This window comes from Pseudoglutamicibacter albus (assembly GCF_022346425.1).
Lineage (GTDB): Bacteria > Actinomycetota > Actinomycetes > Actinomycetales > Micrococcaceae > Pseudoglutamicibacter > Pseudoglutamicibacter albus.
This window is the reverse complement of the sequence record NZ_JAKRCW010000015.1, coordinates 1-25,191: the sequence shown is the minus strand read 5'-3', so window position 1 is coordinate 25,191 and position 25,191 is coordinate 1. Positions and strand designations below refer to the sequence as shown.

Sequence of the window (25,191 nt, the reverse complement as noted above, 5' to 3'; positions counted from 1 at the left end):
TAGATCCTCTGCCAGTCATGAACCCTCGCGGTTTCGAGCACCACGAACCACACAGAGCTCACACAGAGTTTCGCTTGGTAGTCAGGTTCTTCAGGCGCGCTTCGTTCATTTCTCTACAAGATTGCGTAGCGGCGCCTGAACTCGAACTGTGAAGTAACACCAGGTCTGCTTCTATTGTACCGCGTCTATGGGGTCAAAAATAATTCGTCACCACACTGAGTTATTCGCATATCCGCATAATTAGCCACCATTACCCCACAGATCGAATGTAAATGAGACATCATCCCGTAGGGGCGTATGTTTACTATGCATTTACGTACATATACGGCCATACAGTAGTTCTATAGCGGAATCTGTGGGGGCATATATTTTCTCTGCTAAGAGTAGGCTTAAAACATGAGCGAGAACAGTATGGAATACAACCGCCTTGGACGCGCAGGCCTCAAAGTTTCCGAGCTTTCCTTCGGATCCTGGGTCACTTTCGGAGACACCATCGACACCGGGCTTGCTAAGGAATGCATGCAGGCAGCCGCCGATGCCGGCGTGAACTTCTTCGATAACGCTGAAGTGTATGCGGGCGGAAAATCCGAAGAGATCATGGGGCAGGCCATCGAAGAGCTTGGCTGGAGGCGCTCCGAGTACATCATCTCCACCAAACTGTTCTGGGGAATCTCAGACGGCAAGGTCAATCTGACCAACACCCTGAACCGCAAGTACCTCATGCAGGGTATCGACGGCTCACTTGAACGCCTAGGCCTGGATTTCGTGGACCTCATCTATTGCCACCGCCCCGACCCGGAAACCACGATTGAGGAAACCGTGTGGGCGATGAGCGACATCGTCGCTAGCGGCAAGGCACTGTATTGGGGCACATCGGAATGGTCAGCCGATGAGATTCGCGCGGCCTACGAGATCGCTGAACGCCACCATCTGCATAAGCCCTACATGGAGCAGCCGCAGTACAACCTCTTGGAACGCACCAAGGTCGAGAAAGAATACGCGCGCCTATATAAGGACATTGGCCTGGGCCTGACCACGTGGTCACCGTTGGCTGGCGGCATCCTAACCGGTAAATACCTAAACGACATCCCGGAAGGCTCCCGCGCCGCTGGCCGGTACGGGAAGATCCTCGAATCCGCTATCGCAGATGAGACACAGAAGGATCGGGTCCGCAAGCTCGTTGAAATGGCCGCGCAGCTCGATGTGACTCCCGCTCAGCTCTCGCTGGCATGGCTTTTGAAGAACCCGAACGTCTCCACCGTCATCACCGGCGCAACCTCGCTTGCTCAGCTCAACGAAAACCTCGGAGCGCTCGATGCGAAAGCCGCCCTCACCGAGGAAGCTAAAGCGGAATTGGACCAGATTTTCGCCTAGCCGCGTTGTCCGGTAACTCGCAAACCCTGCCCAACTCCTGTAGGGTGAATCACATTTTCATAAGAAAATGATGTCAACACATGCTTTCAACGCATGTCTGAGGATTTGAGATGAGTACCGAAACTCACGGTGGTTCTGCCACCGCGGCGAGTGCAAATGCCCCGCAAGAAGGCGAACTTAAAAAGACGCAGAAACCTGCATGGGTTTTCGCGGTAGCTGTTGGTTCCGCAGTTGGTTGGGGCGCGTTCGTGCTCCCCGTCGATTGGCTCCATCAAGGTGGTGTGGTCGGCGCGGCACTCGGTATGGCTATCGGCGGTAGCCTTATCGCGCTCATTGCGTTGAGCTACGGCATCGTTATCAAGGCCCTGCCTGTCACAGGTGGCGAGGTCGCTTATGCCCTGGTTGCTTTCGGGCGGCGTCACGCATTCGTTGTCGGCTGGTTCCTGACCCTCGGTTACCTCTGTATCGTCGCGCTGAATGCGTCTGCGATGGCCCTGGTGGCCAGGCGTCTAGCGCCCGGGATCATGGAGCAAGTCCACTTGTGGACTATCGCAGGGTTCGATGTCTACCTCCCCGAAGTCATCTTCGCGTCCGCGTGCCTCATCCTGTTTGGCTGGCTCAACATTCGTGGTGCGGCTTTCGGTGGCCGTGTTCAGTTCGTCGCGGTTGTCGTGATGCTGATTGCTGTTGTGCTCATCGTGATCGGTGTAGTCGCTATGGCTGGCCGCAACGAGCTGAGCTTTGGCCCGGCTTTCCCAACCGATGTTCCTCCGATGGCCGCGATCATCACGCTCGTTGCGATCGCCCCGTGGGCGTTCATCGGTTTCGATAACGTCCCGCAGGTTGCAGGTGAGTTCAACTTCTCCCCACGTAAGGCCTTGGGGCTGATCATGTTCGCGATCTTCGCGGCTGTTGCGATCTACGTCCTCATGATCATGGCGGTATCGCTCTCTGCCGGTCCAGGCATCGAAAATATCGGTGACGACACGTGGGCACCTGCCGATGTGATCGCCGGCGTCCTCGGCCAGTTCGGCGTGGTCCTGCTGGTCATCGGTGTCTCTATGGGTATCTTCACCGGCCTCAACGGCTTCACGATGTCCGCATCCCGTGTAGTGCTTGCCCTCGGCCGCGCACGCATGCTGCCGGAAGCCACAGCAAAGATCAGCCCACGCTTCCACACCCCGCACGTTGCGCTCATCGTGGTGGTTGCGCTGTGCCTGATCACCCCATGGTTCGGGCGTGCCGCGCTCAGCTGGGTTGTGGACATGAGCTCGGTGGGTGTCACCATCGCGTACTTCTATACGTGCTTGTGCGCGTTCAAGGTCATGCACCGCGACCGTTCCCTCATGCGTGCTGCTGGGGAACGCGTACCGTTTTTGATTACGCTTTCCGGCCCGGTCGCGCTACTGGGTGCCGCGATTTCTGTGCTGTTCCTCTTGTTGCTGTTCTTGCCGTTCTCCCCTGGCGCGCTCAGCACGCCATCGCTCATTGCGCTGATCGTGTGGCTTGTTCTGGGTGTCGGGTTCTTCCTGGTCCGCCGGCCACGCTTCGAAGCCCTCACGGAAGAAGAAACACGCGAGGTCATGCTGGGTGAACACCAGGACGTCTACCTGGACCAGGACCACATTGACGAAGAGGTAGAGCGCATCACCGGCGCAATCCCGATTGTGCCGATGCCTGGAGCCGACACCTCCAACATGGCACCACACACCGCCGCGGCCGCAGAAACGCTCGCGGAACAAGAACCGGATGACCCAGACCCTGCCAAGCCGATGAAGTAGCCTATGCATTAGCCTGCCACACACTACAGCGTGGCAGGCTAATGCATGTGTCAACCTGCGGGACTATGGCGCGGGTTTAGAGACGAGCGCTTTCAGTTGTTCGGCTTGATCCCGTGTTGCTTTCTCCCCCGCCTCAGCGGCACGTTGGAACTTATTGAACGCTGTGAAACCCACATCGTCCATTTGCGGGTCAATCAGCACATCTGGAGGGAACAAAGACAACCGCACTTTGATCAGTTGTGCCTGCATGATCTCGATGCCGCGCACCGCCTCCTTGAACGTGCCTTTGATGAACCTGCCGGTGGGCACAGGCTGAGAATCCTTAGTCATATCGACCGCTTCCAGCGCGGTCGCATTCACCGCAACTACATTCTTGGCGCCGAAGAAATGCGCCGCATCCACCGGAAGCTGGTTCAGCATCCCGCCATCCATCAGCAGGTCATTACCGACCCGGACTGGCTCCAAGACCCCAGGGAACGCGGCCGAAGCGTGCACTGCAGCAAGCAGGTCCCCCGAATGCAGGTAACGGGTGGTTCCGCTAGCGACATCCGTGGCGACAACAACCAGCGGAGTCTCGAGCTCCTCGAAAGTTTCGGGCAAATACTGGCCTAAGAAAGACCGCAGACGCTTAGTTGAGAGCACGCGGCCGCTGAGACCCCAGTTCAACACCTTCCACCAGTCCACGCTCTCACTGATCTCGCGGATCTTCGCCGCATCATGACCAGCGGCGATCAACGCGCCGATGATCCCGCCCATGCTCGTCCCAGCGATCACCTCCGGGCGCACTTCGAGCTGCTCCAGCTCATGCCACACCCCCACATGGCACAAACCTCGGGCACCACCGCCACCCAACGCTAAACCAAGCACACAAACCTCCAACAATCCTCGCTGTACACGAGACACGGTGCCGCACCGACAGCGACACATCTTCTTCTACAATTCCGCATCAACACCAAAATCGCCAGCACCAATGAGAAATGCGACACCGCCCCGCTGTGAACATGCGAAACTACACATATGCTCACCGCCACCATCTGGGGAATCATCGCCGCATCCTCACTCACGATCGGCGCGATCCTAGGGCTCATCACCCCCTGGCCGCCGCGACTCATCGGCGTAGACAAGGCACCGGCAACGCAGGAATGGTGCTCGTCATGGGGGCCATCCTCGACGGCATTCCGGAACAAACCGTACTCGGTGTAGGAATGGGGGCCGGCAACGACGTCAGCATCGCATTGTTGATCGCGATCTGCCTAGCCAACATCCCCGAATCCGTCGGTTCAGCCTCCGACATGAAATCAGCCGGCGTCCCCACCCGACGAATCATGGGCAACTGCGTTGCGACCTAACTAAACTGGCACCCGGGCTAGGTTCATGCCTTCCCGGCAAGGGTCCTCACGCATCGGGGTGGGTCCGACGCACCCCCATCAACGCAACAAGCAACACGCACGAGGCTATGACCATCGTGAGCGCCATCGGCAGTGCCGTAGCGCCATCACCGATGCCGGTCAACGGGGCGACCACCGCCGCCAGACCGAACTGAGCCGCACCCAACATCGCAGACCCCGCACCCGTGCGACCCGCCGAGGCCTCAAGCGAGAGCGCCACCAGATTCGGTAGCAAGAAACCGTTGCAGCACACCACTACCGCGAAACCCGCCATGAGCGGCCACGCCGCCGCCCCGAGCAGCGTTACCGAAATGACGATCCACGCGACACCAGCCGCCTGTGTGCACCCCACGATCGTGACCCAGCGGCGCGCCGGAATCCGGTCAATAATCCGCGGGTTCACGGCACTCGCCAACACCAGCGTGAGCGAGTTGAATGTGAACATGAGCGCATATTCACGCTCGGTAAACCCGTTCATGCGGATCATGATGAACGAGCTAGCGGAAATATAGGCGAACATCACGGCGAAACCCGCAACGAACATGAGGGTCGGGAACACATAGGAACCACGGGTCAGCAACTCCCCCATGTTCGCAAACGCCTTCGCGATCCCTCCGGTATGCCGGTCCTCGCTACGTAGCGTTTCCGGGACAGCCCACCACACGCCTAGCGCAGCGAGCGCGAAAACACACGCCAACATCACGAACACTGCACGCCAGGACAACCACGGGATCAACACCCCACCCACCGCAGGCGCGATCACCGGCGCGATCGACTGAATCGCCATGATCGTGGACAACGCCTTCGCGATCCCCTTACCGCGACCCACATCAGCGATGATCGCTTTCGAAAGCACCACCCCAGCAGCACCGCATACCCCTTGGAAGCATCGCGCAATAATCAACACAACAATGCTTGGAGCCAGTGCCGAAACCAGAGAAGCAATCCCTGAGCCAACTAGGCCGAGCAAGAGCAACGTGCGCCGGCCGCGCTGATCAGACAACGGCCCAATCACAAGCTGGCCCAGACCCATCGTGATCAGAAAGCCCGTCAGCGACAGCTGCGTCACTGACGCGCTCGCACCGAACTCGCGTGCAATCTGATCCAGACCGGGAACGTACGCATCGATCGCAAACGGCGCGAGCCCGCCGCACAACGCCAACACCGCAATCATGCGGCGCGGCAACGGGCGCGGGCGGCTCACAGAAGGTTCCTGACTCATCGGTGTCCATGCTACGACGCGGCGCAGCAGCGTAACGGCGCTGCATTGTTACGGCGCAACAGTATTGCGGCGCAGCGCCGGCGTGCTAAGCGACAGGTAGTCGCAACGTGACTTTAGAGCCCTGGCCGTGCCAAGACTCCAACGATGTGGATCCTCCGTGGCGTTCGATGATCGCCCGGACCATTGGCAGGCCTAAGCCGCTCCCCTCGGTTCCGCGCACCTCACGTGAGCGGCCAAGTTCCTCCCACACGGTCTCCAGCTCGTCCGCAGCGATACCGCGGCCCGTATCCGCGCAGTCGATATACACCGAACCGTCCGCTTCACGGCCGTGCATTTCGATGCGGGCGCCAGGGTCCGAATACTTCACGGCGTTACTGAGCACATTAGAAATGGCGAGGAACAGCAAGTCTGAGTCCCCTTGAATACGCGGCAACGGCCTCGGGGCGCGCGGGAGTGCGACCTCGATGTGGCGTTCGCGAGCACCCGGGATCTCCAACACGGTCTGGACAGCTTCTTCCACCAGCTCCGTCAAGTCCACGCTGCTCAGCTCAAGCTCGGCGTGCTCGACCTCGCTGATCTTACGCAGATCACTCAACAAGCTAGAGAGCCGCTGAGCCTGCGCACCAATGTTGTCCAGCTGCCGTTGCGAGGGCTCGTCCGCGAGAGCCGCACGGATCCCCTGAATAGGGTTCTTTAGTTCGTGATCCAGCCGAGCCATGAGTCGTTGCCTACGCTGCGTCTGCTCCTCGCGTTCGCGGCGAACCGCGCGCACCTCGCTGCAGCGCAACCAGGTCACGGCAAGCCAGCCGATCAGGAAAACAACGGTCACGGTGACACCCAGAATCAACGGGACCCACGCCAACGTGGTCGCGACCGTCAAGACTTTCTTGCTGTCCACCGACGCCCAGATCAGGCTCGCCACCAGGCCCACCAGCACCGGCGCGAACACTACAACCAGCGTCCAGTTCAGTTTCCCGCGGCGACGCTGCGCGGGCTGAGAATCCGGTGAGGACGGTCTGGAACGTTGACGCTGTACAGCTTTGGGCGCAGACGGGGACTCAGGCGCAGGTGGGTACGCTGGCTGGTTCATGCGCGCTCCACCTCAGCCACAAAACGGTACCCTTCACCGGAGACCGTTTCGATCATCGACTGCCCCGGAGCTACATCACCGAGGACCTTGCGGATCTCAGCCACGCGATGGTCCACGGCCCGCGTGGTCACGATCGCTTCGAAACCCCACACCGTTTCGAGTAGGCGTTGACGCGAGAACACCTCATCCGGGTGGCTCATCAAAAACTCGAGCAACGCGAACGCGCGCGGGGTCAGGGACTTCTCGCGGCCATCAACGAAGATGCGGCGTGCCGGTCGATCCAGCTTCAACGGGCCGGCAACCAGAGATTCAGCTGCACTGAGTGGGGCGTTGCCTTGCCCGCTGCGGCGTAGCACGGCACGGATCCGAGCCATCAGCTCGACCGGGTCGAACGGCTTGGTCAGGTAGTCGTCGGCGCCGTCATCAAGGGCTGCTGCGCGTTCGAAGGATTCGCCGACCTCGGTCAGCAGAATCACTGGCAACCATTCGTCATCGGCCCTGATGCGCCGCAAAACTTCACGGCCATCAACCCGCGGCATCAGAACATCGAGGATGACCAGGCTCGGGCGGCGGTGCTCAATCTTACGGAGCGCGTCAGCCCCGTCCACAGCGACATCCACGTCCAAGCCGTTCCGGCTTAAAACGGGAGCCAAGTGTTCCCTGATGGTGGCATCATCATCAACTAACAAGATCTGTGGACGAGGCGACACGCCGCCCATAAAGTTCCTACCCTTCACAACAGCCAAGCGGGCCCACCACGCGGTACACACCACGCGATGAACCCAGCCTAGCCGCTAATAGCGGATCTCGACCCGCCGGTTCTTCTCACGGCCCTCGAAGTTTGGCTTCGACTTGGTGCCGTTATTTGCAACCGGTTTGGTGTCCGCGAAGCCTTTCGCCTCAACCTTGAGGTCCTTGCGTGCGGCCTTGATCGCATCGGCAACAGACTTGGCGCGTAGCTCAGAGAGCTTCTTGTTCCCGACCTTAGACGGCACGTTATCCGTGTGGCCGCCCACCGCGATCTTCGCATTCTTCGGCACGTCCTCGACAAGCTCACCGATGCGTTTCTTCGCGTTATCTGAAAGCTTGTGGGCGTCGATCTTGAAGAGGATGTCAGAAGACAAGCTGACAATGTCCTTGCCGTCTTCCTTCCGCTCAGTTTCAAGCTTCTTGATGCCCATATCCATCTTCTCGATCTTGGGATCGATGGGCTTGATCGATTTCGCTATTTCTTTATCGCTGAGCTTTTCGTGTTTATTGTCATCGGCGAGCGCCGGCTGTGCTCCCGCCACCAGGGCGAGTGTCACCAGCGAAGCCGCTACACCTGTTAAGCGTTTCAATCGATTTCAACCCCCTGAGCCATCTCCGTGTTGTTCCACATGTTGAAGTCCATGGTGTGCACGTCCTCAGGCGGCGCCGCGAACACGGATGTTGAATACGTGCGCTTGCCCGGGGTCAGATGCACACCCTGGTTGGTTACCGCGCCGGAGTTCAACCGCTCATGCTTGTTGAGATTCGTTTGATCGATCGCGTACTCAAACACATTATGCTGATTCCCCGCGACCTTCCACAGGTTGAGGTTGTTGGTGTCTTCCGCGGTGGTGTGGAGCGTGTAGCCGTAGACGACCTTGACGAACTTACCTTCGCGCTTTGCCTCAAGCATGTCGATGGTCAGCTTGGCGTCCTTATCCCCTTCCACGGTCACACCCGTGGTGACCGAGAGGATCGGTTCTCGATTGTCTTGCTGCCCATCCGGGTTACCCTCGCCGGAGTCGTTGCCCTGTTCGGCGCCGTTGTCTGATGCGTTCGTGTTGTTCGAGGTGGAGTCACCAGAGGTGGTGTGGGCTTGCTCCTCCGAGTTCGTGTTCTCGCCTTCAGCGCTCTGCTGCGCGGAGGCCTGGTTCGCGTTGTTGGCTTGGCTTTCCTCGCTGACTCCAACCGAGCAACCGGCCAAACCAATGGAGGACGCGAGCGCCAAACCCAGGATCATCTTGCTAGCAGTTGACTTGTTCATGGCAAACCTTTCGCCTCTAAAGAACCTGCACGGAAAGCTGTGTGCCTCCGTCTCGTTTACAACTTTACGAATAATCAGGAGACGTCTTTTCGCAGCTTTGTCTCAAGTGGTCCGTTCTTCGTATCGATATTGCGACAACCCGGAAACCCGTCAGTACCGGATCTCAACGCGGCGGTTCAGTACCGGATCTCTACCCTGCGGTTCTTAGCGCGGCCTTCTAGGTTCGGTTTAGCGTTCGAACCGTTATCCGCTACCGGCTTCGTATCTGCGAAGCCCTTCGCATCTACCTTGAGGTCCTTGCGGGCGGCCTTGACCGCATCGGCCACAGACTTTGCACGCAACTCGGAAAGTTTCTTGTTCCCGACCTTCGACTTCACGTTGTCCGTGTGGCCACCCACCGAAATCTTCGCGTTCTTCGGGATGTCCTTGACCAAGTCCCCGATCTTCTTCTTCGCGTTATCCGAAAGCTCATGCTTATCGATGTCGAAAAGAACGTCAGAAGACAACGCCACAACATCCGCGTTGCCGTCTTTCTTCTTGGTTTCTACCGAGCTGATGTTGATATCAAGCGGCGTGATGTTGATATCGAGAGGCGAGATCTCGCCGTCATTCGCCCACGCCGGCTGGACCGTCAACGCAAGCATCGACGCCACAGCCGCTGCTGCAATTACCTTCCTGCGTTTCAATCGATCTTCACATCCTTCGCCATCTCAGCGCCCTCCCACAGCTGGAAGTCCATCTCGTGAACATCCTCAGGAGGGGCCGGGAACACGAACTTACCCGTGACCCGCTTATTCGGCATCAGCTTGATCTTCCCGGCGTTATCCGAAGCGTCCCGGACCAGCGAATGGCGGTTCAAGTTCTTCTGGTCAACCAGGTAAGGCCAGAACTGCGAGTTGTCATTCACATCGAATACCGAAGACGTGAGGTCAGTTGTGTCCGTGTTCGCGGTGAAGCCATACATCGCCTCGATCAGTTCGCCTCGCCGTTCAACCGAGAGCAACTCAACAGTCAGGGCCGCATCCTTATCGTCACCGATTTGTGTGCGAACCGTAGTGCTTGCCAACGAATCCAACGAATCAGCCGTGACGCCGTCGCCCGATGAAGCACCCTCAGCGTTGCTGTCCTGATCCTCGCCCGAGGCGGTGGCGCTCGCCTCAGCGCTTTCAGCAGGCTCGCTCTCCTGAGTCATCGAGCCACCGTCCTGCGGCTGCGCCCCCTGCCGCTGAGTCGAAGCCTGCTCAGCGTTCTGGGTGTTGTCCTGGCCCTCATCGCTGACTCCAACCGAGCAACCAGCCAAACCAATGGAGGAGGCGAGCGCCAAACCCAGGATCATCTTGCTAGCAGTTGACTTGTTCATGGCAAACCTTTCGCCTCTATAAAACCTGCACGGGAAGTTGTGTGCATCCCTGTCATTAGCAACATTACGGATAAAAGCGCTCAAACTATCGCAACGTTGTCTCTAACCGCAGGATTTTTGTACCGGATCCGCGACAGCCGCAAAACCTTCGTACGCGTTGACGGCAGCTTCGCTTGCCTCAGAGGTCAGGTTCCCCGCTAGCGGTTCAGCGTCCTCGCCTAGCTCTTGCGGGCCGGGCGGGCAAGCTTGCGTAACGGAACAGATGGATCAGCCAGCGCATCGGGCGGGACAACAAGCCCTTGATCGATGATCCGGCGCGCGGCACGCACCGTGAGCCCGCCATCGACCGCTGCACACCCAGCCATGGTCCCGTCCGGGTTGAGGAGGAACGTCGCCTGCGGAGAACCGTCCTCGTTGAAACGGTGAACAAACTGGGTTCCGTTCTCACTACCGGCGACCAGCGAACCGACGCCTTCGACGTGAACCCCGTGGCGGTCGGACCAGAACCATGCTGCTGCGTGCACGGATTCGGCCGGGCTAGGCTCTTGCCCCAGAATCGCGGCGGCGGCCCTCGCGCCGCTGTTCATCGCGTTCTCCCAATGCTCCGCGCGCGGCAGCAGTTCGCCCTCCGCGGTGCGGATGCGCGCGGCATCCCCCACCGCGAAGATCGCGGGGTTCGAGGTGCGTTGGCACTCATCGACGAGCACGCCGTCGTTGACTTCCAAGCCGAGGCGTTCGGCGAGCGCGGTATTCGGGGTGATCCCGATACCCACCAGAACCTGATCCGCCCTCACCTGCGTGCCATCTGTGAGGGTCACAACGCGTTCGGTGCCATCCAGGTCGATGCGCGCGGGTGCATCGTGGATGACGTCGATCCCATGCCCAGCGTGCATCGCGTGCAGATGCTCGGCCAGCACCGGCCCAACAGCGGGAACCAGCGGCGGCAGCGCGGGCTCCACGAGCGTCACATCAGCGCCGAGTTCCAGCAACGTCGATGCCGCTTCCGCACCGATCAACCCCGCACCCACAATGACCACACGGGTACCTGGGCTGATGCTTTCACGCAAGAGGTCAGCATCCGTGCGGGTACGCAACTGAAGGACCTCTTCCAACTCACCGCCAGGGACCGGGAGCTTGCGGGCGCTACCACCGGTTGCTAGCACGATGCGGTCAGCCACTACCGCTTCGCCGTTGCTCAGCCGCACAGCTGACGCTGCGCCGGCGGCCTTGACCGTGTCGTTGGCTTTGACCGCGCCGTCAGTCTTGATCGTGCCGTCTGTCTTAGTCGCGCCGTCGGTCTCGGCCGCTGCGCCGAGCGGGACGGCTGTGGCCTCGATGAGCTTCACGCGGTTCTCGTCGAACCACTCTTGTGGCTCGAACTGGATCTGTTCCAGCGTCTGTGTGCCCAGCAGGTAGCCCTTCGACAGCGGCGGCCTATCATGCGGCAAGCCTTGCGGCTCCACCATCGTGATCTCACCTTCAAAACCACGCGAGCGTAGCTGGCGCGCTACAGTGAAACCGGCGACGCCACCGCCGATGATCGCAACAGAATTCACTGGCATCAGTCAGCGTCAATGGCAGGCACACCCGGGTACAGGACCACGGTGTCGCCTTCAACCTCGACCTTGTGCGTCCGGGCATCCACAGTGGCCGGCAAGCACAACGCCTTACCGTTCTTGAGGCAGAACCTGGCCGCATGCGCCGGGCACTCGACCTCGGTTCCCTCGATCCAGCCGTCTGCGAGGCTCGCTACCTCATGAGTGCACTCATCATTGAGCGCATAGAACGAGCCATCTTCGGCATGGAACACCGCGATGTCCTCGCCGGTTACATTCTCATCCCCCGGAACTAAGAAAGCTTCCGCCTCCGGGATCTCGCTGACAGGGATTTTGACGGTATCGCTCATGAGTGCCTCTCCTCTGTACTCGATGGACTCAAGCTTGGTGCGGTTCTCTATTCAGTGCGTTGCTCCACGAGATTGCGGCGCTCAAGACGCAACGTGACATCCGCAGCTTTCGCAAGCTGTTTGGAGTGAGTCACCACGATCACGCATTTATTTTGCTGATGCGCGGCATCACGCAAAATCTCGATCACACCTTCCGCGGTTTCTTCATCCAGGTTACCCGTCGGCTCATCAGCGAGGATCACCGGCGCCGAGGAAACCAGCGCTCGTCCGATCGCGACGCGCTGTTGCTGCCCACCGGACAAAGCCAACACGTTCCGTTGAGCTGCGGCCGCATCGACCCCAAGGCGGGTCAGGTCCTCGACCGTGGCTTTCGAGTTGACCAACCGCAGGTTCTCGAGAGGGGTGAGGTAGTCGATCAAGTTGTAGTTCTGGAACACCAACGCGATCTGGTCGCGCCGGTGGCGCGTGTAGCCTGTGGTGGCTATGTCTTTACCGTTGAAACGCACAACACCATCAGTGGGTGCGTCCAGGCCTGCGAGCAGGCTCAGCATCGTGGTTTTTCCGGCGCCGGACGAGCCTACGATCGCATAGAACGTGCCGACTTCGAACTCGTAGCTCACGTTTTTCAGGACCCGCTGGGCTGTGCTGCCGTACGTGTATCCGACGTGGTCTAGCTGCATGATGGACATGATTTTTCCTAACTACGTTTTGAAAGAATGCGTTTGGGGCGTTGGATGATGAGAGGCAGAACGCCTACCGAAACGCCGATCAGCACGATGACGAAACCCCACGCAAGCGCGGCAACCGTGCCGCTTGCGCTGGCCGTGAGGTGGATTGATGCCAGAGCGTCTTCCCCTGCCTGGGCGATGATTGCCCGCCCGAGATAGCCGGATAGGACCGTCCCGGCTACGGTTGAGATGGTTGCGGCGACGGCGGCGAAAATACTTGCCTCTATCCCGAACTGTGAGAGCACATTGCTCTTCGATTTCCCGAGCGAAAGCAAGATGCCTACCTCGTGGATGCGGCCCCGTGCCCAGAACGTACTCACGAGCGTGAGCACGCACGCACCCGCGATGCTCAAGCCCAGCAGCAGGACCGCCAATAGCTTGTCCACGCCCGCGATCGCCTGGAGAACCGGGGTGAACTGTGCGGAATTGTCCTCCAACGTAAGCTCTGGCGCGGCATGCTGAGCCGCTTTGAGAGCTTGCGGGAGTTCCTGGGCGTTATGGGTGAAGTACCGGCCGGTGGTCAGCGGTGCTCCGAGCTTCCGGGCTGAGGCGAGGTCCAGGAAAACCTGGTTCTCTGAAGCACCCGCCGGCATCCCGCTTGGGTTTTCTGTTTTCCCGTCAAAGATTCCCGCAACCTTCACCGTGATTTTCGTTGTGTCTTGAGCGAGGGCGAGAGTGGATCCCGGCTTGAGGTTGTTGAGCTGGGCGAACTCCCGGTGGATTAGCGCCTGCGATGCGCCTTCCCCCACGTGGGACCCCTCAACCAGCTGATACAGCTTGCCCTGAAACCCCGGGTTCAACTCCGAATCACTGACTCCGGTTGCGGTCACTGCGCCAGCGAATTCAGGATCCAACTGGACCCCACGCCCACCAGCGACCGGCTTAGCACCCTCAAGTTGCGGCATCGTCACCGCTTCCACACTGTGCTTAGCGATCTGCGGCAAGCCAGCCAAACGCTTGAGCACCGACTCATCAATACCGGCCTGATCGGCAGGCAGCTCGGTAGGCGTCTGGGCAGTACCGTTGCCAGTATTAGGGGCATTACCAGCATCAGGGTTAGTGCCGGGTACAGCGGCGGCGGTTGCGGTGAAGCCAGCGCCAACGTTGGTGCCGATCGCGTTCTTGACTTCCGCCATCGAGGACCGAACGCCGGACTGGGCGACGAGCGCGGTGAACACGACCGCCATGATGAGTGTCATGAGGATGCTGCGCCGCGGTTTGCGGATCACGCTACGGACCGCTCGGGGCCAAGGGCTGCTCATTTGGTGTCCACGAGGATCGCGCGCGGGCTCCTACGCAGCATCGGTAGCGAGGTAATAGCAACAACCACCGCAACCACAGCCACGCAGATGATCACCGCTTGGACCACTGAAGCCGTCGAGAGCCCCACCGCGAGACTATCCAGTGTTTGAACGGATGCGGATGATTCCATGTCCGCACCGAACTGACCGGCTTGCGCCATCTCTTGTTCAGCGGACTTATTCACGCTGGCGAGCGTCGTGTCCCCCATCCATTGAGCGAAACCGCTCGCCGCGAAATACGCGGCGATGAACGCCGGAATAGCGATCAGGATGAGCTCAGCGAAATACTGAGCGGTGATGTTGGCCTTATTGACGCCGATGGCGAGCAAGGTCCCGGTTTCTTTCTTGCGTTCGTTAAGCCACAAGAACAACACGAGCGCTACAACGGCGGCGGCGAAGATCGTCGCACCCACCGTCGTGTTATTCATGATGCTCGTGACACCATCCACTGCCCCAGTGATACCAGCAAGATATTGGGTGGAACGTGAAAGCTGGTAGTTATTCCAGTCGATCCCCTGAGCTGCAGCGGCCTTGACGACGTCTTCGAAATTGGCGTCCTTGGCCACAAAGAAGTTCGCGTCCTGATAAATCTCAGTCTGAGGTGTGAACTGATACAGCGTCCGCGTCGTATCCAAGTCAGTGAAAACCGTGTTGGCGTACAGTTCGCTACGCACCGCGACTGGACGGGTGTTCTTGCCGGATACGATGCCGACAACCTCAGTCTTCACTTCCTTGGTGGACTGTTGCTGGTTATCGACGTCGTATTTATTGCCCTTCAACGTGAGCGTGCTACCAAGTTTGAGGTTGTTCGCTTTCGCAAGGTCCTCATGAATCACGGACTTGTGTTTGTCTTCAGACCTCAAGTGCCGGCCCTCGACGAGCTTCAACGAACCACTACGGAACGCGTTAGCGATCTCAGATTCGTTGACGCCCCACACGTTCACGGCATTACCGAACTGGGCTTCGCGCTGCTGGTCATAGTCAGCGTGGTCAGGCTTGAGAACCTTCGCACCCACAAGATCAGCAGTGACGTTCTGGCGGGCGACATGGGAGACCACACCATCCAAGCTCGCAAGCTTTTCAATATCGGCAGGCTTCACGTTGCCCGCCCCACGCGGGGTACCCATGTTGTAGTGAGGGTTATTCTCCAACACGAAGCCACTACCGGTTTTCGCGTCAATCTCTTGCGAGACCTGGTCCGCGGAACGGGTCACAGCGCCCGCGGACATCACCACGGTCCCCATAGCTGCGAGAACAGCAAGAATAATCACGGTCTTGACTGGTTTTCGGGCACAGTAGCGCCACGCTCTTCCTAGAAACGACACAGTTTCCCTTTCAAGGTGAAAACGGTTGGCGCGTCCATGGCGCTGATCGCAAGAATAACCGCGAGGCTACCCACAGTGGGATGCATAGTGGTGAGCGAAATCTGATTCGCAGAATGCAGCGCGCCGATAAGGTCCGAAAGAAACTTATAATTCGATTCTGAAACGAGTCTGAAGGTCCTCTGCACCCAAGCTGAGGGAACGCGAGGAAGTTTCAGTGAGCCCCGGCGAGCGCCCGATATTCCCGGGTTACTGGTTTCCAGAAGCCCGCCCGGTGCGCTAGCAGTTCTTTGAAATGCCGCGGAGTCACCTCATCCAGTGCCGCAACATATTCAGGCACGGCTTCGCGCGGCAGCCGCAGGCCCATCGTGAGGTGTGGGATCCAGTCCGTGCGGTGATCCTCCGGGTTAAGCACGCTGATCTCGCGGACTGCTTGCCGCATCGGCTCCCCCGTTTCCAAAAGCCATGCGACCGTCTGTTTGCGGCGCGTACCGAATATCACGGTGCCGACTCGTTGAAACTCCGCGGGGATCACGGCTGGTAAAACCTCGGCGGCGCGTTCCACGGCTGCCGGCGCCATATCGTGTGAAAAAGAGATAGTGATGTGTGGGGTCTGGTTTTGGCGCGGGAAACCGCGGGCTTCGAGGGCATCGAAAATCTCGCGCACCTGCCGCTCCTGCTCAGGCGGTAAATACAACAGAATGTTCTGCGGTGACGCCACGAAAAACCCCTCACGCATGCATTTTTGAGAAACTAGCTAATGTTGAGGATCTAGCAACTGTTGACGCCGAGCAACTGTTGGTGCTTACCCGCCGGCGCCGATCTAGCCGCGCAACACGCGTCGGTTGCGCATCACCATCGCGGTCCCTTTGAAGAAACCAAGCCGCTCATAGTAGCCAATCAGGTGATCGTCGCAGGCCAGATCGATCGAATACATGCCCTCGAGGCTGGCTACGATGCGGCGCACCAGCTCCTGCCCGATCCCCTGATTCTGATACTCCGGCAGCACCTCAAGCCACGGGATGAACGCGGTGAGAACACCGTCGCTAATCGCGTTGATGTAACCGACCACGCGCTCGCCATCGAGCGCCCACACGCGTCGGAACGAGCCATCCATGACATCCACGAGCTGTTGAGCACTCGGCGGGGTGGGCCAGCCGACGAAGAACCCCTCAAGCTGCTCGGCTTGAACCGCGCCTGGCTCATCACGATACGTAATCATGCGGTCGCTCTGCCTTCCTCATGCGTTGCGGTTTCCCTACGCATGCTCTTGCAACCAGGCCGCCAGAACCGGGACGTGAGAATGCTCAACATCCTTAGCCGCCGTCAGTAACGTCACGTGAGCGCTATGTGACAGTTCCTCCGCGAGTTCAGCGGCCGCATCGTTCTCATCAAGTTCGGCACTGTAGCGGCTCTTGAACTCATCCCAACGCTCTTCCGGCGCCTCATGAAACCAGGTGCGTAAGGCACTGCTCGGGGCCGCGTCCTTAGCCCATACGTCATAGTCGAGGGCCTCCTTCTTGATCCCGCGAGGCCACAGTCTGTCAGTCAAAACGCGGGTACCCTTAGTCGGCTCTGACTCCTCATAGACACGACGAAACGTCCACTTAGCACTCAGCGAGCTCATGATCACCTTCCCGCAGTGTTTTGACGCCGGAGCAGTTTTGTTGACGCCGGCACAGTCTTGTATCGGCACAGGCTTCAACCAGCGCTATGCCGGCCACTATCTACCTTAGTAGCCGTCCCCCACGTCAGGGGGTGGCGCGGCACAGCATAGGATCGAACCAGCTACACCCCACGCGAGGAAAACCTCCGAGCAAGGAGTGCAAATGGACAAGGAGGCCACATGGCGCTGAACATCGCTTTGATCGGATACGGCGGGATCGCCTCCCGTGTTGCCACAGCGGTCCTGGCTATGGATGGTGTCCAGCTCGTGGGGGCGATCGTGCGCACACCAGGGCCAGCAGCCGACGACGGTGTAGCCGAGCTCAACCTGGAGGATGCGTTGGCGGAGGATGTGCAGGCGGACAGTGTGCCAGCGGACGGCGCACCTGGGCGGCCCGTGGACTTGTTCGTTGAGGCCGCCGGGGTTCCTGCCGTGGCTGAGTATGGTCCGCGCATCGTCGCGGCCGGTAGAGACCTACTGATAACCAGCGTTGGCGCGCTGGCTGACCCGCAGCTGCGGCGTGCTCTACGAGGGTGACGTGGCCGGGGCTATCGACAAGTTCCCAGCCAACCTCAACGTGGCTGTCGCGCTCGCGCATACAACGGGAATGTGGGATGAGACGGTCGTGAAACTCATCGCCGACCCAGCCGCACAACAAACCAAGCACACCATTACAGCTAGTGGCGCATCGGGCACCTACCGGTTCGAGATCACCAACAATCCCCTACCGGATTCCCTGGCAACCAGCGGGATCGTCGTGAACTCGGTGATCACTGGGATCCGGACCATCGCAGGGGCGTCCGGAGTCGCCGTCTAGACCGTCCCGACTAAACCGCACCATCACCAACCGGCACCGACTAAACCGCGCCGACCTCGTGGCTATCGGTCCGTCTCGCGTGAGTGTGCCCCGCGTGAATGTGGATGTGGGGCTGGTGCGATGCCCGCAGACCGTTGAGGATCACGAGGACCTCTATGAGTTCGTGCGCGAGCACCACCGCGGCGAGGCTCATGACCCCGAAGAACGAAAGCGGCAACAACAGCACGATCAACGCAAGCGATACCGCGAGGTTCTGGTTCATGATCCGCCGGCCGCGGCGTGCGTGGGCGAAAGCCCGCGGAAGCAGGCGAATGTCCGTGCCGGTGAAGGCGATGTCAGCGGACTCGATTGCAACATCGGCTCCGCCCACGCCCATTGCAATACCGATGTCAGCCACGGCGAGCGCTGGCGCGTCGTTGATGCCGTCGCCGATCATCGCGACGTGGTTGAGCGCTTGGACCGCGGCGACTTTGTCTTCGGGGCGCAGCTCGGCGCGGACATCCGTGATGTCGGCTTGGGCCGCGATCGCGTTCGCGGTGCGTGCGTTGTCGCCGGTCAGCATCGTGATCCCGATGCCCTGTTTCTTCAACGCAGCCACCGCATCGGCCGCTCCTTCGCGGAGCTCATCGCGCACACCGATCACCGCGGTTGGTTCGTCGTTGACGTGCAGAACCACGGTGGTCATGCCGTTTTCTTCAAGCTCGGTGGTGTCTGCGCTGAGCGGGCCGGGGCTGAGCCATCGTGGGCTTCCGATCGCGATGCGGTCGCCGTCGACCCAGCCTTCGATGCCGTGGCCGGCCTGTTCCGTGACGTCGGTTGCGGTGGGGACCACGGGTGCGGCGGTGGTGATCGCGGCGGCGATCGGGTGGGAGCTGTGTTGTTCGAGGGCGGCGGCCCATTCCAGGGCGACGTCCATGCTGACGTTCGGGACGGAGCGGACGGCGGCGACCTGTGGTTTGCCGCGGGTGAGGGTCCCGGTCTTGTCGATCGCGATGTGGCGGATGGTTCCGAACCGTTCGAATGCGGCACCGGATTTGATGATCACGCCGTATTTGCTGGCTCCGCCGACTGCGGCGATCACGGTGAGTGGGACGGCGATGGCGAGTGCACATGGGGACGCTGCCACGAGCACGGTGAGGGCGCGGGTGATCCACAGTTCTGGGTCGCCCACCAGCGAACCGATCACCGCGATGAGTGCCGCTAGGACGAGGACGCCCGGCACGAGCGGTGTAGCGATGCGGTCAGCGATGCGCGCACGTTCCCCGCGTTCGTTTTGCGCTCCTTGCACGAGCGAGACGATGGTCGTGAGCGAGTTATCGGTTCCTGGCGCGGTGGCCTGGATTTCCAGTGGCGTTGTGGTTGCAATGGAGCCGGCGCTGACGTGGTCGCCTTGTTCTATGGTGAACGGCATGGATTCGCCGGTGATGGCGCTGGTGTCGATGTCTACGCGGCTGCTGATCAGGGTGCCGTCGGTGGGGACGCGTTCACCTGGGCGGATGAGGATGTGGTCCCCTACCGTGAGTTCGGAGGTGGGGATGGTGTGGGTGGTGTCGCCGCGGCGGATGGTCGCTTGGTCTGGTGTGAGGTCGAGGAGGGCGCGTAGGCTACCTTGCGCTTTGGCCATCGCTTTTTCTTCGAGGGCTTCAGCGATGGAGAACAGGAACGCGAGTGCTGCGGCTTCCCCGACGTAGCCGAGGATGACGGCGCCGACGGCGCTGATGGTCATGAGGAGTGCGACACCGATTTTGCCTTTGGTGAGGCGCTTGAGGGCATCAGGTACGAAGGTTGCCGCGCCGATGATGAGGCTGGCCCAGTAGAGGACCTGTTCGGCCGTTTCGTAGCCGAGTAGGCCGGTGATGAACCCGGCGACGAGGAGCAGGCCCGAGGTGAGTGGCACGAGGATTTCGATGTCCCGCCACCACGGGACTGTTTTGACGTCGATGCCTTCCATGACGATGTCGCCGCCGCAACCGCACGCTGAGCTCATATGACCCTTCTCCTTGTCGAGACCGGCTGATGAAACCGAACGGGGATCCGGTTCATGAATGGCCGGTTAACCTGTTTCCAGGCTAGCCCCGCAGAGGCGGGAAACGGGCATTTTTACGTGATGCGGGCCACAATGTAAGAAACATGTGTAACTTACTTTTTCGGGCGCTTGGTAGCTGAAAATGACAGTGATTTTCAGGAGGGTTTTTGGGGGTGCGGTGCTGGAGTTTTGGTGCCTAGCGGGGCTTGCTTATTCGTAGTGAGTCCACATCCGCAAAACGTGGACGGTGCGAGCCTCGGCATTGACCTCATAAACGAGGCGATGCTGAATATTGATCCGCCGCGAATAGCAACCGGCTAAGTCGCCGATAAGTTTTTCGAAACGGGGTGGACTGGCGAATGGGTCTTCGGAGAGCAAGTCCAACAACATTCGCGCTTTAGGCTTTAGCCCCGACGACGCTAATTTCTTTGCGTCTTTCTGAGCCTGCTTCGAGTAAACCAAGCGCCAGTTGGTCACCAGTCAAGCTCCTCAGAGCCCGACGCGATCCCTTCCTCCCGGGCAGCAAGGATGGACTCAGTCATTCCTGGGATCGAGGCCAGAAACAGTGTTTCCTGAATCGCACGCCAGTCTTCTTCGCCCACTAGGACTGCATTGCCGCGTTGCCCTGTTATGGTCACCGGCTCAGACTCGTCATTCACTTGATCGATTAAACGGTACAGATTATTGCGTGCCGATGTTGCGTTTACAGCAGTCATTCGTCGATCACCTCAAGACCAACCGTACGCCTTTACGTACGGGAAGGCAATAGGCGCTTCTTGCAGGCAACACTGTCAACTCAGCACATCACTGCCACATCAGCACATCAGGTCCACTAGCCTTCCGCGATGCAGGGCGCGAGATCATTTTCTTTGACCGATATCAAGCGGCTAGGAAAATGAGACTGGACGCCGCACTCACAATACTGATGAGCGCGTTGAGCACTGGATAAGACACCATAAACCCTGCCGCAAATTCAGCCCAGCCGGGTGCGGAGCAGATGTGAGCGAGAGATTTCCTGCCTTCCGAACGTCTGCGTGGACGCGTTCATCAGGCTGTTGCCAACAGGTGCCGGCGCGCTTGACTCACCCCTGGAGCGAGGTGTTCTTCTCCTCCAGTTTCGTGCCGCCGCTGAGGCACCACTCCTTCCCAGCCGAATCTACGAACGCAACTTCTGTAATCATCTTCCGACCTTTGCCCTTAACAAGGAAGTCTGGGGCCTCGTTCGACCGGTCAAGATCAATGAGGGCTCCCCAGTGGTACTTGGGGTGGCTTGGCACGACGAACCTACCGGGAGGAAGCGCTCCTAGCTCAAGAGGCCGGTTCTGGACACTGCCGTCCAATCGCTGGCTATAGACCTTGACATCGTAAATTGGCTTGGTCGAGCCGTTGTACAGGAAGATGGCCCAACTCTCTTCATTCTCGCGTTGAGACAGCCTCGCCCCGAGCGCGAAGACAAGTTCTGCCTGCTCGCGTTCAATTGCTTTCTTCCTATCTTCATCACGTTTTTGCTCAACCGCCAGCAACCGCGAGCTCACACGCCACGCGACAAACGCAGCAATCACGGCCAAGATGCCCCCGATTGATCCGACCCACTCAGCAAGCGACCCTATGTTCAATGCTTTCACCACCTTGATCCAAACCGCCCGACTAGCACTCTGCCAATAGTGTCAAACTAGGAAGGTTGGCAGGCAACACGCCTCGAATAGCGACTGGTGCCTGCTGACCCTCCCCTCACTTTACCCACTCTTCCGGTTTTAGAGTGCGTTGAGTCGGGCTGATAGGTGCCCGGAGTGGAGCAGGCAGCGCAGCGCTTAGTGCCCGAAGTTCCTGAACCCCAGCCCGATACCGCGCAGGTGCTCGAAGCGTCCGTTGATCGCTTCGACCGAACCGTTCGACGCGCCACCGCGATCGAAGTACGCCAGCACGTGAGCCCGTTTCCGCCACAACGTCCGCCCCAACTGAGCAAGCTCGTCCAGCCCTGCCGGCAGATCTCTGCGCAACAGGTTGACCACTGCCTGCGTGAGCTTCCGCCTGGCGAGCTGGACGACATGGAACGGATCCATCACCGGTACCGCGTCCGGTAGCGCCTTCGTGGTGGCGGTGAGGTAGCCGGCGAATCCGCCCATCGTGACGACCCTGACCTCGGTACGGAATGCTTGGGAGCGTTCCTGCAGTCACGTGGTCACGACATTCGTGGAACGTCCGCCTTTCACATCCAACAGACGGGCTCGACCGGTCCCATCGATCAGTGGAGTCAGGTCGAGGAAGATCGTCGCGAAGGAGTCCTCACCGTGTCCGCGCACGTGTTTCCAGCTGTGCTCATCGATACCCAGGACACGGACCCCGGCCAGATGCGCGGGATCGGCGTAGACGGGGGATCGTGCGGCATCGAGCTGGTGCTGGAAGATCGAGCGCCGACACGGGGGCGGACACACTGGTAGCGGGGCAGGCGGGTCGAGTGGCCGGTGATCGGGACATCCGTCAGGCGACGGATGACATCGTCACGCAGGCGGCCTTCAGTGCCGTAGTCGGGACAGTAGTCTAGGGGTTCGCGTAGTGTGGCTTCGATGACAACTGTCACCGGTTTGTTCTCGATGTCAGTCATGGGGCATCTGCCTTGAGTCTTGTGCCTGCACGGCGCGCTCCCTGGTGCAACCGCACCGGCTTATTGGAACGCAACATGATTTTCCCACGGAACCATCAGTAAAGACGTTCCGATGGGCGCAAAGTTCGGTCCGGTGTGGGCATGGTGTCGGTACTCGGCAATCGCCACTCTGGCTGTGTAGGCATTCCAAGTGGCCGGCCGATCAGTAGTGATATCGGGCCTGAAGGATGATAAGTTCCTCGCCATCCACAAGGTAGACCAGTCGCTGCTCGCTGGTTATGCGACGCGACCATGAACCCTGCGCTCCGTACTTCAGCTGTTCGGGCTTGCCAATCCCGGTGAATGGGGCACGCAGGCAAGCGTCAATAAGTTTATTGATGCGTTTCAAGATCTGCCGGTCGGCTATCTGCCAGTGTTTGTAGTCCTCCCACGCCGATTCGTCCCAGACCAGACGCACTCAGTGCTCCTCGTCTGTACGATCCAGTTCATGAACTTCGACTTTTCCACTGCGGGCTCGTTCATATGCATCAAGCAATCGGCGAGCATTGGCCGGTGAACGGAACAGGTAGGCAGTTTCTTGCCAGGCTGCATACTCGTCGGCTGGCATCAGGATGGCGTTCCCTTTGCGGGAAGCAATTTCTATAGCGTCACGGTCTTCATTGACCTGCTCGATCAAGGGAAAAAGTCTCTTGCGTGCCTCGCTTGCACTGATAGACATATTGAGGACCTCCCTCGATGGAATGAATGGTACAGCTTAACGGTACCAGTCACTGCCGGTGTGCGTAGCGTGCCGCCGTACCGTACAGAGTTCGACAGCATGAGCATTCCTTTTGCAGGATCCCGTGCGAGGTGCCTGCCCCAGCCACGCATCTTGCCTTCATCCGAGGCGTCTATTGAGCAGAAGCTAGGCGCTCGCGAAGCTCAGTTTCTTCCTCATCGCGAAGTCCAGCTGGCCTTTCTCCCTGCCGTTGCTCTTCGTACTGCAAGGCTGCCATTAGCGTCTCTTTCAACGCCCGAATCCGGAGTCCCGCTTCGTAGGCAGCCCTACATTCGAGTAGCGCCATGTTGCGCCACTGGTGACCCGGTACCCACAGTGGCAATGATTTAGGTCCCATCCAGGGGTTCACATCGCATGCCAGCAACATCTCATCAGCGACGGGCCGTTCCGATGCCTGCGCGCTACTGAGTTCACGTGAGATCGCGAATACCTCCGCCAAGGTGGCGGCGTGCCCGGTCGCATTGTAGGTCCCGCCCCTACGATCCTCTGCGGAGCTGACTATCCATGCGGCCAAATCTTCCGCATCGATCATAGCGATAGGGAACGTAGGGTCAGGGACAATCACATCATCGCCTGTAGGGTGTGCGAAGCGCCATGGATAGTAGCCGCTGCGCCCGGTCTCGTCACCGTAGCCTGCGAGGAGCCCGGGACGGACAATGAAGACCGGTTCCTCCGCAACCCGATATGTCGCTTCGCAAGCGGATTTGGCTGCCGGGTATTGACTCATGTTCTCCATGTAGTCCCCATCGAGCGGGTCAACCACGGGGTCGAGTTCGGAAGAAACATTTCCCTGGTTCTCATACACGCTACTCGAGGACACAAACACCCAGTGCTTAGATTTCAGATTCCCTGCAGCCTCCGAGGCATGTTTCGGCTGACTCGTCAGGTCAATAACGGTGTCCCAGGTCCGCCCTTCAACCGTGCCGTACGCATTGGTGCGATCCCGGTCCGAGCTAATGAACTCAACCCCTCCCGGCGGCTGCTTAGTGCCGCGAGCCAGGCAAGTAACATTATGTCCTCTCTCAAGCGCCTCCTGCGCAATATGTTGTCCGAAATCCAGTACCGCCAAGCAATAAAATATCCATGCCAAAAGCATTGCATGCTACTCCCCCCCCCGTCGAACGGTTTCGCTTTCGGCACAGCTGGGAGAATTTCAGGTGAGCGAACGGAACAGGTGGGCAGTTTCGTGGCTCTCAGTTGAGGATTCGTTTGAGGAGCCGCTAACAGCCCCGCGAGAACCTGCCGCCGCGACCAGCCGACACGGGCACCGACCTTAGCCAGGTGCGACGAACCGACTCAACGCGTTTCCGTTCTCGATAATCTCTTCGAAGTCCTTCTCTGAAAGCTCATGTAGCAGGTCGAGCGGTGATCGATATTCGACTGTCTCTCCTCGAAGCGAACTAACATGCGGGGCCTGCCACCAGTCAAGGAGCGCCTTAGCAACCTCTGTTCTCCCGACGTCACCGCAGTCCATGCCGCGCTCGCGTAGCCGGCGTACCTGTTCAGGGACTATCAAGAACGGTTTCGCATAGGTGCTGTGCGGATCTTTCATGTACCCACCATCCTGGTGTTCCCCGAGTTCAACGACTCCGGGCAGGAGTAGAAAAGAGAACAGACTTGCCTCTCATCGCGAGAAACAAGTCTGTCGTATTGATCCCAGTGTACACTTCGCACATGTTTCAGATCAAGCCCCCGGCGTACCTTACATATATTGATCGCGTAGCTACAGTCGTGCCTCACATACTTTGAGCGCGTACTCCTACGCTGAACAAGTATGAACAAGGGTGTGGTCTCAATGTCGACACGTATCGAA

At 59.4% G+C, this 25,191-nt stretch carries 30 protein-coding genes and 1 pseudogene; 5 read left to right on the top strand and 26 right to left on the bottom strand.

Going from position 1 to position 25,191, the window contains the following annotated elements:
• Positions 1–396: 396 nt before the first annotated feature.
• Together MHJ63_RS08825 and MHJ63_RS08820 are read left to right on the top strand one after the other, a co-directional pair.
• A complete protein-coding gene (locus MHJ63_RS08825) occupies positions 397–1,374 on the top strand; it encodes a potassium channel beta subunit family protein (RefSeq protein WP_232219256.1) in 978 nt (325 codons plus the stop codon).
• A gap of 110 nt (positions 1,375–1,484) precedes the next feature.
• Positions 1,485–3,155 (top strand): APC family permease, encoded by a 1,671-nt coding sequence (locus tag MHJ63_RS08820; RefSeq protein WP_239447207.1) that lies wholly within the window; start codon positions 1,485–1,487, stop codon positions 3,153–3,155.
• Positions 3,156–3,218: 63 nt separating this feature from the next.
• Here MHJ63_RS08820 and MHJ63_RS08815 read toward each other — a convergent pair whose 3' ends face one another.
• On the bottom strand, positions 3,219–4,022 hold the full coding sequence (locus MHJ63_RS08815) for a patatin-like phospholipase family protein (RefSeq protein ID WP_239447206.1): 804 nt from the start codon (positions 4,020–4,022) through the stop codon (positions 3,219–3,221).
• A 287-nt stretch (positions 4,023–4,309) separates the two neighbouring features.
• On the opposite strand from MHJ63_RS08815, the gene MHJ63_RS08810 reads away from it, so the two are divergent.
• Positions 4,310–4,504, top strand: coding sequence for a ZIP family metal transporter (locus MHJ63_RS08810; protein ID WP_239447205.1), 195 nt, complete (start codon positions 4,310–4,312; stop codon positions 4,502–4,504).
• A 46-nt stretch (positions 4,505–4,550) separates the two neighbouring features.
• Here the strand turns inward: MHJ63_RS08810 and MHJ63_RS08805 are convergent, their stop codons facing one another.
• The 15 genes from MHJ63_RS08805 to MHJ63_RS08735 form a co-directional block, all read right to left on the bottom strand.
• Positions 4,551–5,765 (bottom strand): multidrug effflux MFS transporter, encoded by a 1,215-nt coding sequence (locus MHJ63_RS08805; protein ID WP_239447204.1) that lies wholly within the window; start codon positions 5,763–5,765, stop codon positions 4,551–4,553.
• 85 nt (positions 5,766–5,850) lie between these two features.
• Entirely contained in the window at positions 5,851–6,855 is a 1,005-nt protein-coding gene (locus MHJ63_RS08800; protein WP_239447203.1) for a sensor histidine kinase, read from the bottom strand.
• Entirely contained in the window at positions 6,852–7,574 is a 723-nt protein-coding gene (locus MHJ63_RS08795; protein WP_420876149.1) for a response regulator transcription factor, read from the bottom strand. The genes MHJ63_RS08800 and MHJ63_RS08795 overlap by 4 nt, the downstream gene beginning before the upstream one ends.
• Before the next feature lie 75 nt (positions 7,575–7,649).
• Positions 7,650–8,195: an OmpA family protein gene (locus MHJ63_RS08790; RefSeq protein ID WP_239447201.1), complete on the bottom strand. Its 546-nt coding sequence runs from the start codon at positions 8,193–8,195 to the stop codon at positions 7,650–7,652.
• Positions 8,192–8,869, bottom strand: a complete 678-nt coding sequence (locus MHJ63_RS08785) for a hypothetical protein (protein ID WP_239447200.1) — start codon at positions 8,867–8,869, stop codon at positions 8,192–8,194. Before MHJ63_RS08785 ends, MHJ63_RS08790 begins: the two co-directional genes overlap by 4 nt.
• Positions 8,870–9,045: 176 nt before the next feature.
• Positions 9,046–9,555, bottom strand: a complete 510-nt coding sequence (locus MHJ63_RS08780; RefSeq protein WP_239447199.1) for an OmpA family protein — start codon at positions 9,553–9,555, stop codon at positions 9,046–9,048.
• Positions 9,552–10,229 carry a hypothetical protein gene (locus tag MHJ63_RS08775; RefSeq protein ID WP_239447198.1) on the bottom strand — a complete coding sequence of 226 codons (678 nt, stop codon included), beginning with the start codon at positions 10,227–10,229 and terminating at the stop codon, positions 9,552–9,554. The genes MHJ63_RS08780 and MHJ63_RS08775 overlap by 4 nt, the downstream gene beginning before the upstream one ends.
• Before the next feature lie 218 nt (positions 10,230–10,447).
• Positions 10,448–11,791, bottom strand: a complete 1,344-nt coding sequence (locus MHJ63_RS08770) for an NAD(P)/FAD-dependent oxidoreductase (RefSeq protein ID WP_239447197.1) — start codon at positions 11,789–11,791, stop codon at positions 10,448–10,450.
• Entirely contained in the window at positions 11,791–12,135 is a 345-nt protein-coding gene (locus tag MHJ63_RS08765) for a non-heme iron oxygenase ferredoxin subunit (RefSeq protein WP_239447196.1), read from the bottom strand. The genes MHJ63_RS08770 and MHJ63_RS08765 overlap by 1 nt, the downstream gene beginning before the upstream one ends.
• 47 nt (positions 12,136–12,182) lie before the next feature.
• Positions 12,183–12,824 carry an ABC transporter ATP-binding protein gene (locus MHJ63_RS08760; RefSeq protein WP_239447195.1) on the bottom strand — a complete coding sequence of 214 codons (642 nt, stop codon included), beginning with the start codon at positions 12,822–12,824 and terminating at the stop codon, positions 12,183–12,185.
• Between the two features lie 8 nt (positions 12,825–12,832).
• Positions 12,833–14,125, bottom strand: a complete 1,293-nt coding sequence (locus MHJ63_RS08755) for an ABC transporter permease (protein WP_239447194.1) — start codon at positions 14,123–14,125, stop codon at positions 12,833–12,835.
• A complete protein-coding gene (locus MHJ63_RS10070; RefSeq protein WP_239447193.1) occupies positions 14,122–15,489 on the bottom strand; it encodes an ABC transporter permease in 1,368 nt (455 codons plus the stop codon). Before MHJ63_RS10070 ends, MHJ63_RS08755 begins: the two co-directional genes overlap by 4 nt.
• Before the next feature lie 211 nt (positions 15,490–15,700).
• Complete coding sequence (locus MHJ63_RS08745; RefSeq protein ID WP_239447192.1) at positions 15,701–16,207, bottom strand: 2'-5' RNA ligase family protein; 507 nt, start codon at positions 16,205–16,207, stop codon at positions 15,701–15,703.
• 102 nt (positions 16,208–16,309) lie between these two features.
• Positions 16,310–16,708 carry a GNAT family N-acetyltransferase gene (locus tag MHJ63_RS08740; protein WP_070492356.1) on the bottom strand — a complete coding sequence of 133 codons (399 nt, stop codon included), beginning with the start codon at positions 16,706–16,708 and terminating at the stop codon, positions 16,310–16,312.
• Between the two features lie 36 nt (positions 16,709–16,744).
• Positions 16,745–17,113 (bottom strand): DUF488 domain-containing protein, encoded by a 369-nt coding sequence (locus tag MHJ63_RS08735; RefSeq protein WP_035755491.1) that lies wholly within the window; start codon positions 17,111–17,113, stop codon positions 16,745–16,747.
• Positions 17,114–17,332: 219 nt separating this feature from the next.
• Here MHJ63_RS08735 and MHJ63_RS08730 point away from each other — a divergent pair, with 219 nt between their 5' ends.
• A complete protein-coding gene (locus MHJ63_RS08730) occupies positions 17,333–17,689 on the top strand; it encodes a hypothetical protein (RefSeq protein ID WP_239447191.1) in 357 nt (118 codons plus the stop codon).
• A gap of 1 nt (position 17,690) precedes the next feature.
• Complete coding sequence (locus MHJ63_RS08725) at positions 17,691–17,969, top strand: aspartate dehydrogenase domain-containing protein (RefSeq protein ID WP_239447190.1); 279 nt, start codon at positions 17,691–17,693, stop codon at positions 17,967–17,969.
• A 40-nt stretch (positions 17,970–18,009) separates the two neighbouring features.
• On the opposite strand, the gene MHJ63_RS08720 is transcribed toward MHJ63_RS08725, so the two are convergent.
• The 10 genes and pseudogenes from MHJ63_RS08720 to MHJ63_RS08680 form a co-directional block, all read right to left on the bottom strand.
• A complete protein-coding gene (locus MHJ63_RS08720; protein ID WP_239447189.1) occupies positions 18,010–19,956 on the bottom strand; it encodes a heavy metal translocating P-type ATPase in 1,947 nt (648 codons plus the stop codon).
• 249 nt (positions 19,957–20,205) lie between these two features.
• On the bottom strand, positions 20,206–20,472 hold the full coding sequence (locus MHJ63_RS08715; RefSeq protein WP_035755496.1) for a Txe/YoeB family addiction module toxin: 267 nt from the start codon (positions 20,470–20,472) through the stop codon (positions 20,206–20,208).
• A complete protein-coding gene (locus tag MHJ63_RS08710; RefSeq protein WP_035755498.1) occupies positions 20,469–20,711 on the bottom strand; it encodes a type II toxin-antitoxin system Phd/YefM family antitoxin in 243 nt (80 codons plus the stop codon). The genes MHJ63_RS08715 and MHJ63_RS08710 overlap by 4 nt, the downstream gene beginning before the upstream one ends.
• 366 nt (positions 20,712–21,077) lie before the next feature.
• Positions 21,078–21,620, bottom strand: coding sequence for a hypothetical protein (locus tag MHJ63_RS08705; RefSeq protein ID WP_035755505.1), 543 nt, complete (start codon positions 21,618–21,620; stop codon positions 21,078–21,080).
• A gap of 186 nt (positions 21,621–21,806) precedes the next feature.
• Positions 21,807–22,169 (bottom strand): annotated as a pseudogene (locus MHJ63_RS08700) (transposase); the annotation flags it as partial.
• Positions 22,170–22,298 carry a hypothetical protein gene (locus MHJ63_RS09980; protein WP_275436180.1) on the bottom strand — a complete coding sequence of 43 codons (129 nt, stop codon included), beginning with the start codon at positions 22,296–22,298 and terminating at the stop codon, positions 22,170–22,172.
• 504 nt (positions 22,299–22,802) lie between these two features.
• Positions 22,803–23,057, bottom strand: coding sequence for a Txe/YoeB family addiction module toxin (locus MHJ63_RS08695; RefSeq protein ID WP_035755506.1), 255 nt, complete (start codon positions 23,055–23,057; stop codon positions 22,803–22,805).
• Positions 23,058–23,318, bottom strand: coding sequence for a type II toxin-antitoxin system Phd/YefM family antitoxin (locus MHJ63_RS08690; protein WP_239447187.1), 261 nt, complete (start codon positions 23,316–23,318; stop codon positions 23,058–23,060).
• 172 nt (positions 23,319–23,490) lie between these two features.
• Positions 23,491–24,183: a Rossmann-fold NAD(P)-binding domain-containing protein gene (locus MHJ63_RS08685; protein WP_239447186.1), complete on the bottom strand. Its 693-nt coding sequence runs from the start codon at positions 24,181–24,183 to the stop codon at positions 23,491–23,493.
• Between the two features lie 468 nt (positions 24,184–24,651).
• The gene (locus tag MHJ63_RS08680) at positions 24,652–24,930 is read right to left on the bottom strand and encodes a hypothetical protein (RefSeq protein WP_239447185.1); all 279 of its coding nucleotides are present in this window, start codon (positions 24,928–24,930) and stop codon (positions 24,652–24,654) included.
• Positions 24,931–25,191: the final 261 nt, after the last annotated feature.

What these genes read in the sequence shown, in the direction of transcription:
- MHJ63_RS08825 (WP_232219256.1), top strand. Translation starts at nt 397, where the DNA reads ATGAGCGAGAACAGTATGGAATACAACCGCCTTGGACGCGCAGGCCTC.
- MHJ63_RS08820 (WP_239447207.1), top strand. Translation starts at nt 1,485, where the DNA reads ATGAGTACCGAAACTCACGGTGGTTCTGCCACCGCGGCGAGTGCAAAT.
- MHJ63_RS08810 (WP_239447205.1), top strand. Translation starts at nt 4,310, where the DNA reads ATGGGGGCCATCCTCGACGGCATTCCGGAACAAACCGTACTCGGTGTA.
- MHJ63_RS08805 (WP_239447204.1), bottom strand. Translation starts at nt 5,765, where the DNA reads ATGAGTCAGGAACCTTCTGTGAGCCGCCCGCGCCCGTTGCCGCGCCGC.
- MHJ63_RS08800 (WP_239447203.1), bottom strand. Translation starts at nt 6,855, where the DNA reads ATGAACCAGCCAGCGTACCCACCTGCGCCTGAGTCCCCGTCTGCGCCC.
- MHJ63_RS08795 (WP_420876149.1), bottom strand. Translation starts at nt 7,574, where the DNA reads ATGGGCGGCGTGTCGCCTCGTCCACAGATCTTGTTAGTTGATGATGAT.
- MHJ63_RS08785 (WP_239447200.1), bottom strand. Translation starts at nt 8,869, where the DNA reads ATGAACAAGTCAACTGCTAGCAAGATGATCCTGGGTTTGGCGCTCGCG.
- MHJ63_RS08775 (WP_239447198.1), bottom strand. Translation starts at nt 10,229, where the DNA reads ATGAACAAGTCAACTGCTAGCAAGATGATCCTGGGTTTGGCGCTCGCC.
- MHJ63_RS08770 (WP_239447197.1), bottom strand. Translation starts at nt 11,791, where the DNA reads ATGCCAGTGAATTCTGTTGCGATCATCGGCGGTGGCGTCGCCGGTTTC.
- MHJ63_RS08765 (WP_239447196.1), bottom strand. Translation starts at nt 12,135, where the DNA reads ATGAGCGATACCGTCAAAATCCCTGTCAGCGAGATCCCGGAGGCGGAA.
- MHJ63_RS08760 (WP_239447195.1), bottom strand. Translation starts at nt 12,824, where the DNA reads ATGTCCATCATGCAGCTAGACCACGTCGGATACACGTACGGCAGCACA.
- MHJ63_RS08755 (WP_239447194.1), bottom strand. Translation starts at nt 14,125, where the DNA reads ATGAGCAGCCCTTGGCCCCGAGCGGTCCGTAGCGTGATCCGCAAACCG.
- MHJ63_RS08740 (WP_070492356.1), bottom strand. Translation starts at nt 16,708, where the DNA reads ATGATTACGTATCGTGATGAGCCAGGCGCGGTTCAAGCCGAGCAGCTT.
- MHJ63_RS08735 (WP_035755491.1), bottom strand. Translation starts at nt 17,113, where the DNA reads ATGAGCTCGCTGAGTGCTAAGTGGACGTTTCGTCGTGTCTATGAGGAG.
- MHJ63_RS08730 (WP_239447191.1), top strand. Translation starts at nt 17,333, where the DNA reads ATGGCGCTGAACATCGCTTTGATCGGATACGGCGGGATCGCCTCCCGT.
- MHJ63_RS08720 (WP_239447189.1), bottom strand. Translation starts at nt 19,956, where the DNA reads ATGAGCTCAGCGTGCGGTTGCGGCGGCGACATCGTCATGGAAGGCATC.
- MHJ63_RS08710 (WP_035755498.1), bottom strand. Translation starts at nt 20,711, where the DNA reads ATGACTGCTGTAAACGCAACATCGGCACGCAATAATCTGTACCGTTTA.
- MHJ63_RS08690 (WP_239447187.1), bottom strand. Translation starts at nt 23,318, where the DNA reads ATGTCTATCAGTGCAAGCGAGGCACGCAAGAGACTTTTTCCCTTGATC.
- MHJ63_RS08680 (WP_239447185.1), bottom strand. Translation starts at nt 24,930, where the DNA reads ATGAAAGATCCGCACAGCACCTATGCGAAACCGTTCTTGATAGTCCCT.